An 18110-nucleotide genomic window follows, 5' to 3' on the forward strand; every position below is an offset into this window, starting at 1 on the left:
CTCGTTGGGAAGAGGTGGCCCGCTGACGTGATTATCCGAAAGGCACTTTCAACACAAGTAAAAAAATAGATTATCACAAATTATTTAATCTGAGCCGCTTTTAGACAGAGTTTTTCAATGTATTGTTGAAGTGTTATTTTTCCTCTCTCTATTTTATTCAATGGCGGCCAATCACCACTTATTGTCTTTAACGCCATTGCAGCAAATGACATTGCACTTGATTTCGAGAAAGAAAGGGAAAGATAATAATTTTCAATATCTTCCCTCTTCACTCCTCTAAGTTTTACCGGTTTTCCGAGTGCCGTTTCAAAAGCGGATGCGACATCTTGAACCGTGTAACGTTCCGGCCCTTCAACATAATGAATGCCAGCCTTTCCACATTCGACAAGCCTTGTCAAATAATCGGCAATATCGCGGGGAGCGACCATCGGAATGATAGAATGGGAAGGATAAATAGTGGTCAAACATCCTTTTTCGATGATTTCATTGAGAGCAAAATCCCAATTGGACATATAAAAGCCTGCACGAACAATCAGCGCTTCCGGATAAATCTCTTTAACCTTCTCCTCCAATAAATAAAGGCTGCCTAAATCTCCGATATGGTCACCTCTCTGAGCTCCATAAGTCGACTGCACAATGACTTTTTCAAGATTGGTGTTTTCGAGTGCGCGCGTCATCGCAGCAATTGTTCTACGCTCTTCAAGATCAACATCATAAACAGGATTGGCTGGGGGATTAAGGATATAAACGCCGCTCGCCTGCTTCAAAACCTCATGGAACAAACGATAGTCGGAAATATCAATTTCCGCTAATTGAGCACCAAGTTTGACAAGGTTTTCAGCGCGTTTTCCGGAACGGGTTACCACTGTCACATCTCTCCCCGAACGAAGCAGATTTTTTGTGAGCTCCGAACCGATATGGCCGGTTGCCCCCATCACGACAAACATGTTTCACCTCTCTTTCAAAAACGCTAGCCTATCAGATAACGATAATCATTCTTGTCGGAAAGGACTAATAAAACTATGATGGGCTTTCAAACGGGAAGGGCACAGAATGAAACAATTGCATTGGAAAAAAAGCTTAAGCCTTATAATCATTCCGCTGTTGTTTTTAAGCGGTTGCCAATCGGTTCCCAAGCTCAAATCACCCGATAATATTTACGAATTCAACACCCGCCCGACAAATGAAGTTGGCATTCCGGCCGATGTTCTGAGGCGTGCCGCTTTTACGGCAGAACGTCGCGGCTATCGCTATTTTACAATCAATGATACATCCGAAGGTGCGCAAACTTCAAAAATGCCGACTTTCGGCATCAATTACGGACGTGATCCTTATGGCTTTTCTGACCCTGGTGCAGACAGTACGGGGGGTGGAATTTCAATGGATTTACCATTGAATACTCGTCGCATCCATTGGGTTGTCACCATGATGCATACGCCCGAAGCACAATCGACTAAAGTTTATGATGTAACCGAGGTTATTTCCAAATAGCTGTTTTCAACAAGTTGGTCACTTCACGTTCAAGATAAAAATTGCGTTTTATAGAAAAACTGCTGTCATATAGCGGTGAGAAGAAAAACAGTTTTATCAAAACTCGGGGATGGCAATCTTTTGCAAAATTCATCTTTAAAAAAAGCCGTTATGCAGCGCATGGAAGGCAGCGCTTCGTTCAGCACGGTTTATAAAGATCAACGGTCATCTTTGGAAAAACTTTATCAATCCGGCTCGTTGAAATTACGTTTTCCGCTTTATTCCGACAACCATTTCGAGGCTGTGCAAATCAATACGGCAGGCGGTTTGACCGGCGGCGACAAGCTTTTCTGGAAATGCGAACTCGGTGAAAAAACAAAAGCAACCATCACCACACAAGCCGCCGAAAAAATATATCGCTCGCTTGATGGTATGCCGGCCGAGATCGATATTTCGCTAAATTTAAGAAAAAACTCGACATTGTTCTGGCTCCCGCAGGAGACAATTTTTTTCAATCGTGGCGCATTAAAACGCAAAATCACCGTCGAGATGGAAGAAGGTGCGGCTCTTCTTCTGGTAGAAGCTTTTGTTTTCGGCCGGAAATTAATGGGAGAGAAAGTTGTCAACGGCTTTATTGATGACGAGTGGCAGGTGCGTTTTTGCGATGAGCTTGTCCATTTTGAAGCCTTTAAAATCAATGGCAATATTTTACAGCAATCAACCCGCCCTGCAATTTTCAACGCCAATCAGGCCATTGCCACAATTCTCTACATTGCCGATGATTATCAGAGCCACGAAGCGGCTGCGAGAGAGATTATCGGACAATCCGGCGGGGTCTCTGCGTGGAATGGCAAGTTTCTTGCAAGGATGATTGAAAAGGACTCCTATTCTTTGAGGGAAAAACTTGCTCCTTTGGTAAAACTGCTAACAAAAGGTGCAGATGTGCCGAAATTTTGGTCAATTTAGCTATGGGTGAATAATGATACTTACCGAAAGAGAAAAGGACAAATTGTTGATCTCGATGGCTGCAATGGTTGCTCGCAAACGACTCGAACGGGGAGTAAAGCTCAATCATCCGGAAGCTGTTGCACTGATTAGCGATTTTGTCGTGGAAGGAGCGCGCGATGGCCGCACCGTTGCCGATCTCATGGAACAAGGTGCTTATGTATTGCGCCGCGATCAGGTCATGGAAGGCATTCCTGAAATGATTGAAGACATTCAGGTTGAAGCAACATTTCCCGACGGTACAAAACTTGTCACTGTCCACCATCCGATCCGTTAAGCCCGACAATTGAAAAATATAAAACTAAGGGGAACTCTCATGAAACTCTTGTCAAAATCGACAATCACAACAGCTTTGATGATTTTAACATCGACACCGGCTTTTGCCCACCTTACCGGTGTTCCACATGACCATAGCTCTTTTACAAGCGGCTTTTTACACCCGTTAACCGGATTCGATCATATTCTTGTCATGGTTGCAGTCGGCCTATGGGCAGCTCAACTCGGTGGAAAATCGATCCTTGCAGTTCCGGCAAGTTTTGTTGTGTGTATGGCAATCGGTTTTTGGCTTGCCACAAAGGGCTTTACCCTACCTTATGTCGAACCGGTCATTCTTGCTTCCGTTATTGCAATGGGGCTCTTTGCGGCAATGGCCGTTCATCTTCCCATCATGCCCGCCATGCTCGTCGTCGGTGCTTTTGCACTTTTTCATGGTTATGCGCATGGTCTCGAACTCGAAAATTCGGAAGCCTATGCTTACGGAATCGGTTTTTCTATTGCCACAGCATTGCTTCACGGCGTCGGTATTACAATCGGCTTGGGAGCAGGCAAAATTTTTGGCCAGTCGAATGGCGCAACAGCAATCAGAATCGGCGGCGTTGCGACCACTCTTGCAGGACTTTATCTGGCATTTGCTGCCGCATGACATCGAATTCCCGCCACCCGTTCTAACAATCGGAAAGAAATATGATGGTTCCCGGAGAAATGATTACAGAATCAGGCGATATTGAAATGAATGCCGGCCGTAGCGCGATAAAACTCAAAGTCGGCAATAGCGGCGACCGCCCTATTCAAGTGGGATCACATTATCATTTTTATGAAGCCAATCCTGCCCTTCAATTCGACCGCGAAAAAGCCCGTGGAATGCGCCTTGATATTCCGGCCGGTACAGCAGTCCGGTTTGAACCCGGACAGGAAAAAGATGTTTTCCTCATACCATTAGCGGGAAAACGGCGTGTCTTCGGTTTTCGTGCAAAAATTCAGGGAGATCTTTGATGAGCCACAAAATTTCGCGTGCTGCTTATGCGCAAATGTTCGGGCCTACAAAAGGTGACCATATCCGCCTTGCCGATGCAGACCTTTTTGTAACTGTCGAAGATGACAAGACAACTTATGGCGAGGAAGTCAAATTCGGTGGCGGTAAAGTTATCCGCGACGGGATGGGACAAAGCCAGTATTCACGTGAACAAGGGGCTATGGATACAGTTATCACCAATGCCCTTATTGTCGATTATACCGGCATCTACAAAGCCGATATCGGTTTGAAAGACGGTCTTATCGAAAAAATCGGTAAAGCCGGCAATCCCGATATTCAACCAAATGTCGACATCATTATTGGTCCTGCAACCGAAATTATTGCGGCGGAGGGAAAAATTGTAACCGCTGGCGGAATTGATTCACACATTCATTTTATTTGCCCCCAGCAGGTCAACGAAGCACTCTATTCCGGCGTTACAACCATGTTTGGCGGTGGCACGGGGCCCGCGCACGGAACGCTTGCGACCACCTGCACACCGGGCCCTTGGCACTTGGCGCGCATGATACAGGCGGTAGACAGCTTGCCAATGAATATCGGCCTTGCCGGTAAAGGCAATTCGTCTTCCCCTGCCGCTTTGATCGAAATGGTCAATGCCGGTGCTTCTTCGCTCAAACTTCATGAAGATTGGGGGTCGACTCCGGCGGCAATCGACAATTGTTTGAGCGTTGCCGATGATTATGACGTGCAGGTTATGATCCACACCGATACATTGAATGAAGCGGGGTTTGTCGAAGATACAATCGCGGCATTCAAAGGCCGGACAATCCACGCCTTCCATACAGAAGGTGCCGGCGGGGGTCATGCTCCCGATATTATCCGTGTCTGCGGGTTTGAAAATGTATTGCCTGCCTCCACCAACCCCACACGCCCCTATACGGAAAACACCATTGCCGAACATCTCGATATGCTCATGGTCTGTCACCACTTGTCGGCAAAAATACCCGAAGATGTCGCCTTTGCCGAAAGCCGCATACGCAAGGAAACAATCGCGGCGGAAGATATTCTGCATGATCTCGGCGCGTTTTCTATTATCTCGTCGGATAGTCAGGCGATGGGACGTGTCGGAGAAGTCATTATCCGCACATGGCAGACTGCCGATAAAATGAAAAAACAGCGTGGTTATTTGGGAAAAGATAGCGGGTTCAACGATAATGAGCGCGTGAAACGCTATATTGCAAAATACACAATCAATCCGGCCATTGCACAAGGAATCGGCCATGTCACCGGTTCGATAGAAAACGGTAAACGTGCCGATATTGTCATCTGGTCGCCCGCCTTTTTCGGTGTAAAACCGGATATGGTTTTGCTTGGCGGAATGATCGTGGCGGCACCGATGGGCGACCCCAATGCATCTATTGCAACACCGCAACCGGTTCACTTCCGGCCAATGTTCGGCGCTCTCGGAAAGGCTGTCAAACACACATCTCTCACCTTTACCAGCAAAGCCGCCATTGATAATGGGCTTGCCGAAAAGCTAGGGCTTGAAAAGGAACTCGTTGCCGTCAAAAACACCCGCACAATTTCCAAAAAATCCATGAAACTCAATTCTGCAACGCCGCATATTGACGTTGACCCTGAAACTTATGAAGTGCGCGCAGATGGTGAATTATTAACCTGCGAACCGGCAAAGATACTTCCGATGGCACAACGCTATTTCCTTTATTGAGGTTTAAATGTCCTATAAAACTTTTCGAACAACAAAATATATACCGGCGTCCGACGCCAAAGGGGTTGAAACTTCAGGTGCGCTTTCACTTTCCCATGACGAACGCCATATCCGCCGGAAATTGCTTCATTTTGCCAATGGCGATATGATTATGGTGGATTTGAAAGAACCCGTCCATCTCAAAGAAGGCGATGTTCTTGAAGCTGAAAACGGTGAATATTTTCTCATCCACGCAGCCAATGAACCACTTTATTCTGTCAAAGCGGCAACTCCCCTTGAGCTTACCCGACTTGCCTGGCATTTGGGCAACCGTCATCAAACTGTCGAAATCAAAGAAAACACGATTTTCGTGTCTCGCGATCCGGTTATTCGCGCTATGCTTGAAGGTTTAGGCGCAACCATAGAAGAAGTCGAGGCTCCTTTTCAACCTCTCCACGGAGCTTATCACGACCATACGGGACACCATCATTAATGTTGCAGGGTGACGCCTCTTTACTGCGTTTGATGACGCTTTTTTCGCCGGTCTTTCCGGTCGGAGGCTTTGCCTATAGCCATGGTCTCGAACAGGCCGTCCATGAAAATTTTATTACGAATGCCGAAGATTTGTTTGATTGGCTTGATGCTCTTGCCAATTACGGATCTCTCCATAATGACGCGGTTTTCATTGCCGAAGCGTGGAGATCAAACGATCAAGGAAAATCCATTATTGCCCTTGTCGAAATAGCCAATGCCAACGCTGCCTCGAAAGAACGCTTTCTGGAAATTGATTTACAAGGCCGTGCTTTTTGTACCTCGGTTGCCCAAACCGGTTTTTCAAAAGGAATCTATAAAGCTCTTCCCTATCCGGTTGCTGTGGGCGTTCTCGGACACCAATTGGAAATTTCATTGTCATCTGTTCTGACAGCCTATCTCCACACATTTCTGTCAAATCTGGTGCAGGCAGCTATAAGACTTGTTCCGCTTGGTCAAAGCGACGGGGTCAAAATAATGGCAAAGCTCGAAAAAACAATTCTTGCTATCACCGAGAACAGCGATAAGCTTACACTTGATAATCTCGGTTCATGTTGTTTTCTATCCGACATCATGGCAATGCGCCACGAAAAACTTTATTCAAGGATTTTCCGTTCATGACATCTTCTTATTCACCAAACGGTCCGTTACGTATCGGCATTGGAGGCCCTGTCGGGTCCGGAAAAACAACCTTGACGGAAATGCTTTGCAAAGCCTTGCGCGATCATTACTCGGTCGCCGTTGTTACCAACGATATTTATACAAAAGAAGATGCGCTGATCCTCAATCGCGTTCAGGCACTGCCAGAAGATCGCATCATCGGCGTGGAAACAGGCGGTTGCCCGCACACAGCTATTCGCGAGGATGCAACTGTCAATTTGCAAGCTATTGACGAGCTTTTAAACCGGCATCCCGACCTTGATATGATATTTATCGAATCAGGCGGAGATAATCTCGCGGCAACATTTTCCCCCGATCTCGCCGATTTGACGCTTTACGTTATTTCGGTGGCAGAAGGTGAAAAAATACCGCGCAAAGGCGGTCCCGCCATTACACGCTCTGATTTGCTCATCATCAACAAGAAAGATCTTGCCCCATATGTTCACGCCGATCTTGATGTGATGAAACATGATGCCAAAATCCAGCGCGGCGAAAAACCCTTCGTTTTCACGGATATGCTGCGCCGCGAAGGGCTTCAGGATATTATTCGTTTTATCGAACAGGCAGGCGGCTTTAACCGGTAAATAAGCAAACAAACACATGAAAAACGTCTTTCACGGCTTTAAAAATTTTATGGCCACATGAACAGGCCTTATGGCGTCAAAGAGCTTCAGCAAAGATAAAAAGATATTTGCCGGAATTTTTCTAAGACATTTTCACGAGAGATATGTTCGGAAAAATTGGTTGGTACGCCTAAGGGGAATTGAACCCCTGTTTCCGCCGTGAGAGGGCGGCGTCCTGACCGCTAGACGATAGGCGCACGGTGTAAAGCCGCTAATAAGCCTTGTTTACTCAAAGAGCAATGCCAAATCCCCAAAAAAATGAACTTATCGGGGCAAATTTTGAATATTTTTGTTTTGAAGGCTAGACACCCAAAATTTTAATGTTATAAACCCAAGCGCTCCGGTTAAAAAATCGGATTTGCCCAGATAGCTCAGTTGGTAGAGCAGCGGACTGAAAATCCGCGTGTCCGTGGTTCGATTCCGCGTCTGGGCACCATCTTCAATTTTTATATGTTTAGTTTCTATAAGCAGATCGCTTTAACCCCTTGTTTTATCGAATTAAACAATTTCAATAAGAGCTCATAGCTTTCCATTTAAAATCCCTCTCTAGCCTAATTCGGCAACAAACTTTAACCGGATTGCACCAATCGCTTCCCGAATTATCTTGGTCGCCGTTCCGGCAATAGAGCCAAGGGTAACTCCATCACGATTCTGATCGGCGAAAACACACTCTCTATACGTTGTAATGTAATCGCCATTTGTTTTGTTTTTGAAATTGTACTTCGTCAGTGATGTATCGGTGGTGTTATTCGACAGGGTCAAAATTGATGCAGCGCGATAAAAAGCGCGACCGATCCAGTTGCGAAAGGATCCATACTCATAGAACTCACACATGTCGGGCACATAGACATATTGAATATCTTTCATAGAGATGGTTACCGAAAACCACAGCGTCGTGATGCTTTTTCAAAAATGGGGTGATATTGCAACAATAGATATAAAAATCGCGTTTACGGGTAGCGCCCACCTCCTGTATGAATGTAATTCATTGATATAGGCTGTGCTTTGTTAATGGTTCAGGCAAGGCATATGTATTTTCAAACACTTCCAGTTCCAAATCCGGACAGGTAACCGACATTGCTTTATCGGTCGCGGTAAAAAATCATCGGTAACTACATAACCATCTTGAAAGTGAAACGAAGTGGTGATTAGCTATTCCGGCACGCTATATAGATGTCGTCATGTTTTTCCGCTACCGATAAAGTCAACACATCGCCCAACAGCCATTTCGTCTCACTAGCAATATTGTTGAACGCTTCAAGTAAATCGACGTTAACAAAAAAAACGATCCCTCATTCTTTGATCGTGGGCCTTAAGTAAATATACCGTCTATGTTTCTCTGGATCATCTCCGGTTCCAGCATGACATGGGACACAGACCATGTCCCGTACTTTTTGGTATTTTCAGGCGTTTCACAATATCGGCAGCAGTTAAACTGTGCGTATTTTTTCCAGTAAATCAAGAATTTATACTGATCTGCTTAAGGCCTAGATATTGTAATTTTTAATAACATTCACATGATATACATTTTATTGACAAACTGAAATATCTTACGCAATATACAAAACATCGGAATTATTTCATTATAATGAAATAATTTTAAATTAAAAATATTGTGGAGGGAAATTTAAATAATTATACAAATTCAATTAGTTATTTGAATATTGAAGTTGTGGCAGCAAAGAAAATTTCTTGTCCATCTTTCTGCTGTGGCGGAACGACGCTGTATAAAATCCGGTTCATAGACCCGAATTTAAAAAACTAAACAAGACGAATTTTAAATTCAAAAAACCTTACTATCGAAAAGTCGGAGGTAACTTATTTAATAATAAAACTGTAATTTGAAATATATCCTATATGCAACTTGATCGCTTTGGGAGGAGAGATCATGTCACATGGATTTTCGACGGGAAAAAGCGAAACAGCGCCACCCGTCAACATTAAAAAAGTCATTGCAGCGTCAAAGGCAGGTACAATTGCCGAATGGTATGAATCCCTTATTTATGGTGTTTCAACCATACGGGTTGTCGGAACGCTGTTTTTACCGAAAGTGGATAACCCGCTTACCGGAATTATGGCAGCATTTGCCACTTACACGATAGACTTTGCAGCCCGCCCCCTTGGGGATTTGATTTTTGGTCACTATGGTAACAGATCGGGGCGAAAAAACTGGCTTCCGTTCAGCCTTTTTCAGGTCGGTATTTCAACTTTCCTTATGGGTTGTATCCCTACTTTCTCGTCGATCGGCTTGCATGCACCTTTTACAATTATAGCGCTGGGGTTCGTACAAGGCTTTACCCTCAGTGGCGAATGGGGTGGTGCAATTCTACTCGCAAAATATAACGCGACAATTCCCGTTACTATTTATCTATTTTTTGTCTGCGGAATATCTACGGTAGCATTGCTTTGCTTTCATGAGGCGCGTCACCTGAGACTGAATATGGTTGACGAAAAATATCTTGGAAAACGTGGGGCTAGCCCGCTTTTGGAAGAAAATTGTTAAAATTATTTTTGGGAGGATAGACATGTTTGATCGGAATAAAAAACACTTTCGCACGGTTATACTTGGTGCGGGTTTCGGTGGTTTAGGTATGGGAGCCACTCTGAAGGAAGCCGGAGACGACGATTTTATTATTTTTGAAAAGGCCGGGGAACTCGGGGGTGTATGGCGCGACAATAGCTATCCGGGTGCTGCGTGTGATGTGGAAGCCCATCTCTATTGTTACAGCTACTTTCCTTATTTGCGTGTCAGTAGTATGTTTCCGGAGCGCGACGAGTTAATGGGCTACCTGCATAGATTTGCCGATCATTTCGATCTCGAAAAACACATTTTTTGTAATCATAAAATAACGTCGGCTGTCTGGAACGAAAAAACCAATCAATGGGAATTTGAGGTTAATGGTAAAGAACATTTTACCTCAACATTTTTTGTGCCCGCCTGGGGGCAATTGAATACGCCTAAAATTCCGGAATTTAAGGGACTAAGCGATTTTAAAAATCCGATATTCCATTCCGCTGAATGGGATCACTCGATTGATCTCAACGGAAAAAACGTTGCAAGCGTAGGTTCCGCTGCAAGTGCCGTGCAATATGTCCCGGAAATTGCGAAAATTGTTCTCCATCTGACTGTTTTTCAACGTAGTGCCAATTGGATAATGCCGCGTAACCAATATTTCTTTTCCGAAGAAGAACTGGATAATTTTGAAAAACATCCGGAAACGTTTTGGGAGAGCCGGCGACAAGTGTATAAATTGCGGGAAGAAGGGTTCCAACGAACCAAACATAATTCCGTCGCACAAAAGGAAGGTATTAAAATGGCCAAGGCGCACCTGGCCAAACAAATTAGCGATGAAGAATTGCTAAAAAAACTCACTCCGGAATTTGAATTCGCTTGCAAACGTATCTTGCGTACCGATGATTATTATCCTGCCTTGATGCGTAAAAATGTTTATCTCGAAACTGCGCCGATTGACCATTTTACCAGTGATGGTATCGTCACCAAAGAAGGTGTCGAACACAAATTCGATGTCGTCATTTTCGGTACAGGATTTTCAAGTCAGGCATTTCAGGGCGATCTGGTCATTACGGGTCAGGATAATGTGACACTCGATCAGGTATGGCAAGACGGCGCACAAGCTTATCTGGGCATGAATATACCCGGTTTTCCCAATATGTTTGTTCTTTATGGACCAAACACAAATCTCAACCATAATTCAATTCTTGCTATGCTTGAAATTCAGCAAAATTACATTGTTCAGGCAATGAACCATATTGATAACGGGCAAGCTGCTTCTGTAAAAATTGATGTTTTCAACCGTTATAATGACAATATTCAGGAGGAGATGAAAGACTCGGCTTTTTCATCGTCATGCAGCAGTTGGTATAAAAATGCTGCCGGCCGTGTCATCAATAACTGGTCGGGAACTGTGGAAGATTATCGTCAATTGGCAAAATGGAATGATAACGATTTTGATTGGGTCGAAAGAGCAGGTTGAAAAATGACAAAAGGAACATTTATTCCTCTGGAAGAGGTCGCTGCCGATGCGAGAGATCTTGTCAAAGCATTTCGAGATAATGGCGAAATATCATTTCAGGATTTGACATTGGAAGAAGTGCGAGAAGGTTATCGTCAGTCGTGTAGCATATATCAACTTCAAGTGGACAAAAAACTCTCGGTAACTGACGTGGATTGCAAAGTAACGGGCGCTACGATCAAATTGCGGCATTATTCAAAAGGCGATGACAAGAACAGACCGTTATTGCTTTATTTGCATGGCGGGGGATGGGTCATCGGCGATCTTGATACACATGACGGAATTTGTCGATATATGGCAAAAAAGACATCTGCCAATGTTGTAGCCGTCAATTATCGGCTAGCTCCGGAACATGTTTTTCCTGTTCCTTATCAGGATTGCGTTGATGCTTTGAATTGGCTTGCACAAAATCAACAAGCTTTAAAACTCGATTGTTCTAAAACGATCATCATGGGAGATAGCGCGGGCGGTAATATGGCAACGATACTCGCCAACGAAAAACACATCAGTCAGGATATAAAAATTATATCTCAAATATTGCTTTATCCTGTCACCGATTTGACGGCATCGTCACCTTCTTATCAAAAAATAAAACAAGGATTTTCACTGGTTGCTAAAACTATGTATTGGTTTCGAGAGAAATATGTTCCGGAAAAAACAGATTTGAAAGATCCTCGTCTTTCGCCCCTGTTTCATAACCATAACAAACAACCTCCGATGTTCATTGTTACAGTTGGACTGGATCCGCTAACAGACGAAGGTTGTGATTATGCAAATCTTGCCGCAAAAAGTGGCACAGAACTGGAACACCACCATTTGCCTCATCATATGCATGGCATGTTCACCTCTGCCGGAAAAGTGAAAACCGCGAAAAAAATGCTAAAAATGGCCGCTCGTTTTATTGAGGATCGGCTTTCATCCTGATCGGTATTATGGAAGATAATAATCAAGATGGACGGTATTTTGAATACCGTCCATTTTATATGAGATTGTTAGTTGGCTGGTCATTGCAGCGTCTTTCACACTCTTTAAGATAGACATCAAACTTACTTTTTAGGGATGCCATTAAAGCAACGCATATGCCGCTCAGCAGCACAAAAGTCGGCTCGAAATCAAAACTGACCCAACCTGTAATCTTAAAAGAAAGCTGATAGTCTTTAGTCTATCAAATGGACAATTGAGTAGCTACAGAGAATAGCTCCCCAGTTGTCGGTTCGGCCAAATACGGAGTCATTAACAATCGACGGCATGATGCATAATTTTTCCGGCAGGTGTTGTTTGTGAGAAACATCAAGCCCCTCATTCTACTTCGGATGGGCAGAACAATTAAAATTTCATTCGACTGACAAACTTATTGCCACTGCCGAAAATAGATTACCAGCTTGCAAAACTCAAGAACCGGCGGTGCATACTAAAAGCTATGCCCGATGTGGACATACATTCTTCCTCACAATCTCATCGCGACTATCGTTGTTTTCTATCTTCGTTAATGTGTTTTTGATTTTTGATAAATTCATAAACAGTATTTATCAATGTTTGTCGTATCGAAGCCCCGCAGCAGAAATAAAAGCTTGGTTTCGCAAACGGGCATCGTTAAGCAAATCAGCCCATTCAATTATCTCAACGATTCCACGAAATTTTCCGCTCAATTCCTGAATACGACCTCGACCATTCGATGTTGTACGCCAGCCATTCGTTTGAATTTCGAGCTTCCCGACAATGTCTGCGATGACATAACAATAAAAAATACAATCAGAAGCAACCCGTATATGGCCGCCTTTAAAATCTAAAATTTCGCCCTTTTGAAGCTTAGTAATGTATTCACTAATCTGGTTCATCGGCGAATACCGTTCGTCATAATCCTTTCGCCCAGGATGTTTGAATTCCACAAGCATCACGCGCTGTAACGGATCGGTCCCTTCAGATCGAAGTCCGTATAAGCGGTCGTATATGAGAAGGTCTGGACGCTTTTTGCTCGCTTCTTTATCAAGAATTTTGTTAAATGACACGTCTGATGCAAAATATTTGGTGAAGGTCAGGCGTTCATCAATAATCCAAAGATCATGGTCAGCGACTTCTACTTTTGATGGGTCGTCACCCCTCAGCTTCATTGGACAAATAAATTGATGGAGTGTCTCTTCCAAATGGAAATCCAACGAACCAGCGTCACGCTCACGTATACGGCGGGTCAAAACTTCCATGACATCAAGAACCGTTTTACGTCGCAACACATACTCGGTAAGTTGTCGTTGCTCCTCGGCTCGAATATCGTTGGCCGCCTTACGAACTGTTTCTTGGAAATTCACTGGAACATCATCATTTTCTCCAAGCTGAGAAACAATCTTCTGTATCCTATCATTCCGTTCTTTATCTCGCCGGATCCGGACAGGAATCAACGCTTGAGCGAATTGTTCTGGCTTGACGGCATTATTCGGTGTTCTCGCTAAGAGATCCCGCGCATCTTCGAAGGCAAAAGATGGATATTCCTGAATAAATTCATGCATAGTTTCAAGGCGTTGATTGTTAAACTGGGTAATTTCTTCGCCAAGCGCATTCTTTTGCACATTCTTGGAACACTCACGCACAATCTCTTCAACAATGCTTTCTACGAAATTAAATTGCGTTCGTTCCTGATTAACACGTTCATCCAAGAAATTGCCCGTAATACAGCCATGATATACGTATGAGCGGCTGGGACCAAAATAGCCAATGCCGATCAAACCGTCAATTTTCCGAGTCGTAACTGTTCGACCGTTTGCAACTAAGTGCATCTGATGAAAACCTTCGAAGTTGGCACTCGCTGCTTTCTCACAAACGAAACTCCTGAGAGATAACGTGCCAAACTCTTTGCTTTCTATCTTAGTGATACCGCGATCCTCAACTCGAAGTTTCAGGATTTCCTCGGGAAATGTAACGACGTTAGCATCTATGTCGACAGTGACGGCCGGGGATTGCCCCATAATGAAATCTGCAAAAAAATGCGAGCCAAAGTGCTTAATGATTGTAGAAGTTTTATGAGGAAACTTATCACGGTAAGCTGTTCCGCGTAGCTGCTTGAATGTCACGGTCGTGCCCGTTTGAGCTATACCTGCCAAGGTTTCTATTCTCTCATTACAAATCTGATCTTGCCTTGTTAAATGAAAAGTAAAAGAACGACGATACAAAATTTCTTTATCACGATATATGCTTTGAACCTTGATGCTTTCAAAAGCATCAAGCCAAAGGAGGCGACCGACACCTTTGCCACCACGAGAAATCTTATAGTCCGTATCTGTCGTACAAAACGCCTCAAATCGCGCAGGTTCAAGCCCCACACCATTATCCTCAACAACGATCTCGATATCATCCGCTGACTGCGCATTTGTAATGGTGACAGTAATTTTGCCTCGTTCCAGATATTGATCACCAAAAGCATCCTCGACAGCATGAAGCGAATTACTCACCGCCTCGAATACAGGTTGGAGAGCCTCGGCTGCCTGTGACGGCTTTGGCAATCGTTTAACACGATTGACAATATCTCCATGCATTGAAGTCATTGGCGCCTCCCATTTTTCTTTTTTGCCTTACAAACCAAGCTTCAAATAACGAGTTTTAATAAATATCCAACATAGAATTCAATACTAACCAGATATTACACCCAAGTTCAATAAAGGACGTGTTTTCCTACTCCGTTATTACTAAACACCGAAATACGACGTCCGTACTTTGTTTCTTACTTTCCGATTTCAAAGTTAAATGGCGATTCTCCAAATGGTAAAAAAAGAAGTTTAAAGCCGTAATTGCACGAATATCTAGGCGATGGGATTGAGTTGAAGGCAGATGAGGGAGTGACGGTTGAAGGAGACGCGGGCTAAGTGTCAGAATTAAGTGACAGACTTGAGTGACAGAATTGCGTGTTAGAATTAAGTTTCCGAGACGGGATCAAACACGGATAAATTTCAACGTTGAAGATCTGTGATAGAGAAGCTTTATTTCCGCTTCGCGAAGCTGGATTTCGATTTTAACAAACTGATATTCGGGGGATAGCGTTACGTTGCTCGCGTTTTCGGCTTGGCATTACACACATTCCAAGCGACGACCGTTTGAAGACAAGCGGAGAAGCGGAGTCACGGGCCGGCATCGGGAAGCGCAGCGTTCATATAATGAGGATATTGATAGGTGAGAACCCGGCTAAAGCAATGAACGCGTTTTGGTGTTTTATAGAAATTCGGTTTGTTTTCAACATAGGCATGTCCGCGACCGCATATTGCAGTAAAGGTCATTAATTCCGCGATCCTAATAGACAACCCACGCACCAAACGACGAGCATCTCAACGTAATCATCGCTGCGGCCCCGTTTTTGGAAGCGCTGCGGTATACAAAGCGGATAATGATAGGCAAAAATTTGTGAGTGGTGAAGTGATGATTGGTTGCGGGGGCAGGATTTGAACCTGCGGCCTTCAGGTTATGAGCCTGACGAGCTACCGGGCTGCTCCACCCCGCGCCAAGGAAGAGTGTTTTACGAGAAGCGGGAGGGGAGCGACAAGGCTACCGGACCCAAAATTGTAAAACGCTCAAGTTACATTGTAGATCAATGTAACGGGATAAGAAAGAGCCAAAAGGCTCATTTTGATATAACAATTCAAGCAGACCAATCAAGAGTGGTCTGCCCGTTAAATACCAATTGAAGAGGAAGCACGAGGCTAAATATCGTAAAGAATAGAGAAGCTATTGTTGCACTTGGCAGACCTGGCAGCGACTTACTCTCCCGTGTCTTAAGACAAAGTACCATCAGCGCAGGAGCGTTTCACGGCCGAGTTCGGAATGGGATCGGGTGCAGCCGCTCCGCTATAACCACCAGGTCGGCAAAGCGCAACAATTTTTCAAGAAGCTGATATCTTTCTGTTTTGTTCTTTTACATTCACTTTCACGCTTTAGCTTTTAAAACGCGACCGCACGTCGGCCACTTTTAGCCGCCCTCGCGGAGGGCTGCGCCCGTGAGCGCAGTAAAGTGATCTTTGCACAGCAAAGATGAACATTTGTAATGGGAACGATCAAGTCAATCGAACGATTAGTATCAGTAAGCTCCATGTGTCACCACACTTCCACACCTGACCTATCAACGTGGTCGTCTTCCACGGTTCTCAGGGAATACTCGTTTCCAGGTGGGTTTCCCGCTTAGATGCCTTCAGCGGTTATCCCGTCCATATATAGCTACCCTGCTATGCGGCTGGCGCCACAACAGGTCCACCAGAGATATGTCCATCCCGGTCCTCTCGTACTAGGGACAGATCCTGTCAATATTCCTACACCCACGGCAGATAGGGACCGAACTGTCTCACGACGTTCTGAACCCAACTCACGTACCGCTTTAAATGGCGAACAGCCATACCCTTGGGACCTGCTCCAGCCCCAGGATGCGATGAGTCGACATCGAGGTGCCAAACAACCCCGTCGATATGGACTCTTGGGGGTCATCAGCCTGTTATCCCCGGCGTACCTTTTATCCGTTGAGCGATGGCCCTTCCACGTGGAACCACCGGATCACTATGACCGTCTTTCGACTCTGCTCGACTTGTCAGTCTTACAGTCAGGCGGGCTTATGCCATTGCACTCGACGAACGATTTCCGACCGTTCTGAGCCCACCATCGCGCGCCTCTGTTACTCTTTAGGAGGCGACCGCCCCAGTCAAACTACCCACCATACACTGTCCTGAACCCGGTTAACGAGCCGCAGTTAGACATCCATGTCAATAAGGGTGGTATTTCAAGGATGACTCCACAAAGGCTGGCGCCCCTGCTTCAAAGTCTACCACCTATCCTACACATGCCGACACGAATGCCAGTGTAAAGCTATAGTAAAGGTGCACGGGGTCTTTCCGTCTAACCGCAGGAACCCCGCATCTTCACGGGGAATTCAATTTCACTGAGTCTACGTTGGAGACAGCGGGGAAGTCGTTACGCCATTCGTGCAGGTCGGAACTTACCCGACAAGGAATTTCGCTACCTTAGGACCGTTATAGTTACGGCCGCCGTTTACTGGGGCTTCAATTCAATGCTCTCACATCTCCTCTTAACCTTCCAGCACCGGGCAGGCGTCAGACCCTATACGTCGTCTTGCGACTTCGCAGAGCCCTGTGTTTTTGGTAAACAGTCGCTACCCCCTGGTCTGTGCCACCCCCTAACGGTTGCCCGCTAAAGGGTCACGCTTCTTCCGAAGTTACGCGTGCAATTTGCCGAGTTCCTTCAACGTAGTTCTCTCAAGCGCCTTGGTATTCTCTACCGGTCCACCTGTGTCGGTTTAGGGTACGGTCTATACGTGGGAGCTATTTCCCGGGACTGCTTCAAAGCAAGACCAATCCATTAAGATCTTACAATTTACACAATCCGTCACTTCCCACAGGTCCACGAATATTAACGTGGTTCCCATCGACTACGCCTTTCGGCCTTGCCTTAGGGGCCGACTAACCCTGCTCAGATTAACTTTAAGCAGGAACCCTTGGACTTTCGGCGAGGGAGTCTCTCACTCCCTTTATCGTTACTCATGTCAGCATTCTCACTTCCGATACCTCCAGGATCCCTTACGGGTATCCCTTCTCTGGCTTACGGAACGCTCCGCTACCACACGTCTTGCGACGTATCCACAGCTTCGGTGTATGGCTTTAGCCCCGTTACATTTTCGGCGCAAAGACCCTTACTTAGACCAGTGAGCTGTTACGCTTTCTTTAAATGATGGCTGCTTCTAAGCCAACATCCTGGTTGTTTTGGGATCCTCACATCCTTTCCCACTTAGCCATAACTTGGGGACCTTAGATGGTGGTCAGGGTTGTTGCCCTCTCCACGACGGA

15 protein-coding genes, 3 tRNA genes and 2 rRNA genes (1 of these 20 only partly in view) are annotated in these 18110 nt (G+C 45.1%); 13 read left to right on the forward strand and 7 right to left on the reverse strand.

Features of this window, described 5'->3' with window-relative positions; genetic code table 11:
- Positions 1–80: 80 nt before the first annotated feature.
- Positions 81–947 carry an NmrA family NAD(P)-binding protein gene (locus BBC0122_RS11215; RefSeq protein ID WP_077993859.1) on the reverse strand — a complete coding sequence of 289 codons (867 nt, stop codon included), beginning with the start codon at positions 945–947 and terminating at the stop codon, positions 81–83.
- A 106-nt stretch (positions 948–1053) separates the two neighbouring features.
- On the opposite strand from BBC0122_RS11215, the gene BBC0122_RS11220 reads away from it, so the two are divergent.
- The 9 genes from BBC0122_RS11220 to ureG all read left to right on the forward strand — a co-directional run bounded on the left by BBC0122_RS11220 (position 1054) and on the right by ureG (position 7210).
- Complete coding sequence (locus BBC0122_RS11220; protein ID WP_077993861.1) at positions 1054–1491, forward strand: hypothetical protein; 438 nt, start codon at positions 1054–1056, stop codon at positions 1489–1491.
- Positions 1492–1611: 120 nt separating this feature from the next.
- A complete protein-coding gene (locus tag BBC0122_RS11225) occupies positions 1612–2436 on the forward strand; it encodes an urease accessory protein UreD (protein ID WP_149866699.1) in 825 nt (274 codons plus the stop codon).
- A 13-nt stretch (positions 2437–2449) separates the two neighbouring features.
- Positions 2450–2752, forward strand: coding sequence for an urease subunit gamma (locus BBC0122_RS11230; protein ID WP_077993865.1), 303 nt, complete (start codon positions 2450–2452; stop codon positions 2750–2752).
- Between the two features lie 39 nt (positions 2753–2791).
- Complete coding sequence (locus BBC0122_RS11235; protein WP_077993866.1) at positions 2792–3397, forward strand: HupE/UreJ family protein; 606 nt, start codon at positions 2792–2794, stop codon at positions 3395–3397.
- A gap of 44 nt (positions 3398–3441) precedes the next feature.
- On the forward strand, positions 3442–3747 hold the full coding sequence (locus BBC0122_RS11240; protein ID WP_077994685.1) for an urease subunit beta: 306 nt from the start codon (positions 3442–3444) through the stop codon (positions 3745–3747).
- Positions 3747–5456 (forward strand): urease subunit alpha, encoded by a 1710-nt coding sequence (gene ureC / locus BBC0122_RS11245; protein ID WP_077993868.1) that lies wholly within the window; start codon positions 3747–3749, stop codon positions 5454–5456. Before BBC0122_RS11240 ends, ureC begins: the two co-directional genes overlap by 1 nt.
- Positions 5457–5463: 7 nt before the next feature.
- Positions 5464–5928 carry an urease accessory protein UreE gene (locus BBC0122_RS11250; protein ID WP_077993869.1) on the forward strand — a complete coding sequence of 155 codons (465 nt, stop codon included), beginning with the start codon at positions 5464–5466 and terminating at the stop codon, positions 5926–5928.
- Complete coding sequence (locus tag BBC0122_RS11255) at positions 5928–6587, forward strand: urease accessory protein UreF (protein ID WP_077993871.1); 660 nt, start codon at positions 5928–5930, stop codon at positions 6585–6587. Before BBC0122_RS11250 ends, BBC0122_RS11255 begins: the two co-directional genes overlap by 1 nt.
- Positions 6584–7210, forward strand: coding sequence for an urease accessory protein UreG (gene ureG, locus BBC0122_RS11260; RefSeq protein WP_077993873.1), 627 nt, complete (start codon positions 6584–6586; stop codon positions 7208–7210). Before BBC0122_RS11255 ends, ureG begins: the two co-directional genes overlap by 4 nt.
- 161 nt (positions 7211–7371) lie before the next feature.
- Here ureG and BBC0122_RS11265 read toward each other — a convergent pair.
- Positions 7372–7446 (reverse strand) — tRNA-Glu (locus BBC0122_RS11265).
- A 163-nt stretch (positions 7447–7609) separates the two neighbouring features.
- Between BBC0122_RS11265 and BBC0122_RS11270 the strand changes: the two genes are divergently transcribed.
- Positions 7610–7685: transfer RNA gene (locus tag BBC0122_RS11270), tRNA-Phe, on the forward strand.
- Positions 7686–7795: 110 nt separating this feature from the next.
- Here BBC0122_RS11270 and BBC0122_RS11275 read toward each other — a convergent pair.
- Positions 7796–8116 carry a hypothetical protein gene (locus BBC0122_RS11275; RefSeq protein WP_077993874.1) on the reverse strand — a complete coding sequence of 107 codons (321 nt, stop codon included), beginning with the start codon at positions 8114–8116 and terminating at the stop codon, positions 7796–7798.
- 1021 nt (positions 8117–9137) lie between these two features.
- Here BBC0122_RS11275 and BBC0122_RS11280 point away from each other — a divergent pair.
- The 3 genes from BBC0122_RS11280 to BBC0122_RS11290 are packed head-to-tail and all read left to right on the forward strand — an operon-like array spanning position 9138 to position 12207.
- Positions 9138–9752, forward strand: a complete 615-nt coding sequence (locus BBC0122_RS11280; RefSeq protein ID WP_077993877.1) for an MFS transporter — start codon at positions 9138–9140, stop codon at positions 9750–9752.
- Between the two features lie 22 nt (positions 9753–9774).
- A complete protein-coding gene (locus BBC0122_RS11285) occupies positions 9775–11244 on the forward strand; it encodes a flavin-containing monooxygenase (protein WP_077993878.1) in 1470 nt (489 codons plus the stop codon).
- A 3-nt stretch (positions 11245–11247) separates the two neighbouring features.
- Positions 11248–12207 carry an alpha/beta hydrolase gene (locus BBC0122_RS11290; protein WP_077993880.1) on the forward strand — a complete coding sequence of 320 codons (960 nt, stop codon included), beginning with the start codon at positions 11248–11250 and terminating at the stop codon, positions 12205–12207.
- Positions 12208–12812: 605 nt separating this feature from the next.
- Here BBC0122_RS11290 and BBC0122_RS11295 read toward each other — a convergent pair.
- The 4 genes from BBC0122_RS11295 to BBC0122_RS11310 form a co-directional block, all read right to left on the reverse strand.
- On the reverse strand, positions 12813–14819 hold the full coding sequence (locus BBC0122_RS11295) for an ATP-binding protein (RefSeq protein ID WP_077993882.1): 2007 nt from the start codon (positions 14817–14819) through the stop codon (positions 12813–12815).
- Between the two features lie 870 nt (positions 14820–15689).
- Positions 15690–15766 (reverse strand) — tRNA-Met (locus tag BBC0122_RS11300).
- A 243-nt stretch (positions 15767–16009) separates the two neighbouring features.
- Positions 16010–16124: ribosomal RNA gene (gene rrf, locus BBC0122_RS11305) — 5S ribosomal RNA — on the reverse strand.
- Positions 16125–16312: 188 nt separating this feature from the next.
- Positions 16313–18110, reverse strand: a 23S ribosomal RNA gene (locus tag BBC0122_RS11310) (it continues 1011 nt past the right edge of the window).

The sequence above is a fragment of the Ditibartonella choladocola genome (genome assembly GCF_002007565.1).
In the GTDB taxonomy this organism is placed as follows: domain Bacteria; phylum Pseudomonadota; class Alphaproteobacteria; order Rhizobiales; family Rhizobiaceae; genus Bartonella; species Bartonella choladocola.

Coding starts and splice junctions, on each gene's coding strand:
- BBC0122_RS11215 (WP_077993859.1), bottom strand. CDS start 947: ATGTTTGTCGTGATGGGGGCAACCGGCCATATCGGTTCGGAGCTCACA.
- BBC0122_RS11220 (WP_077993861.1), top strand. CDS start 1,054: ATGAAACAATTGCATTGGAAAAAAAGCTTAAGCCTTATAATCATTCCG.
- BBC0122_RS11230 (WP_077993865.1), top strand. CDS start 2,450: ATGATACTTACCGAAAGAGAAAAGGACAAATTGTTGATCTCGATGGCT.
- BBC0122_RS11235 (WP_077993866.1), top strand. CDS start 2,792: ATGAAACTCTTGTCAAAATCGACAATCACAACAGCTTTGATGATTTTA.
- BBC0122_RS11240 (WP_077994685.1), top strand. CDS start 3,442: ATGGTTCCCGGAGAAATGATTACAGAATCAGGCGATATTGAAATGAAT.
- ureC (WP_077993868.1), top strand. CDS start 3,747: ATGAGCCACAAAATTTCGCGTGCTGCTTATGCGCAAATGTTCGGGCCT.
- BBC0122_RS11250 (WP_077993869.1), top strand. CDS start 5,464: ATGTCCTATAAAACTTTTCGAACAACAAAATATATACCGGCGTCCGAC.
- BBC0122_RS11255 (WP_077993871.1), top strand. CDS start 5,928: ATGTTGCAGGGTGACGCCTCTTTACTGCGTTTGATGACGCTTTTTTCG.
- ureG (WP_077993873.1), top strand. CDS start 6,584: ATGACATCTTCTTATTCACCAAACGGTCCGTTACGTATCGGCATTGGA.
- BBC0122_RS11275 (WP_077993874.1), bottom strand. CDS start 8,116: ATGAAAGATATTCAATATGTCTATGTGCCCGACATGTGTGAGTTCTAT.
- BBC0122_RS11280 (WP_077993877.1), top strand. CDS start 9,138: ATGTCACATGGATTTTCGACGGGAAAAAGCGAAACAGCGCCACCCGTC.
- BBC0122_RS11285 (WP_077993878.1), top strand. CDS start 9,775: ATGTTTGATCGGAATAAAAAACACTTTCGCACGGTTATACTTGGTGCG.
- BBC0122_RS11290 (WP_077993880.1), top strand. CDS start 11,248: ATGACAAAAGGAACATTTATTCCTCTGGAAGAGGTCGCTGCCGATGCG.
- BBC0122_RS11295 (WP_077993882.1), bottom strand. CDS start 14,819: ATGACTTCAATGCATGGAGATATTGTCAATCGTGTTAAACGATTGCCA.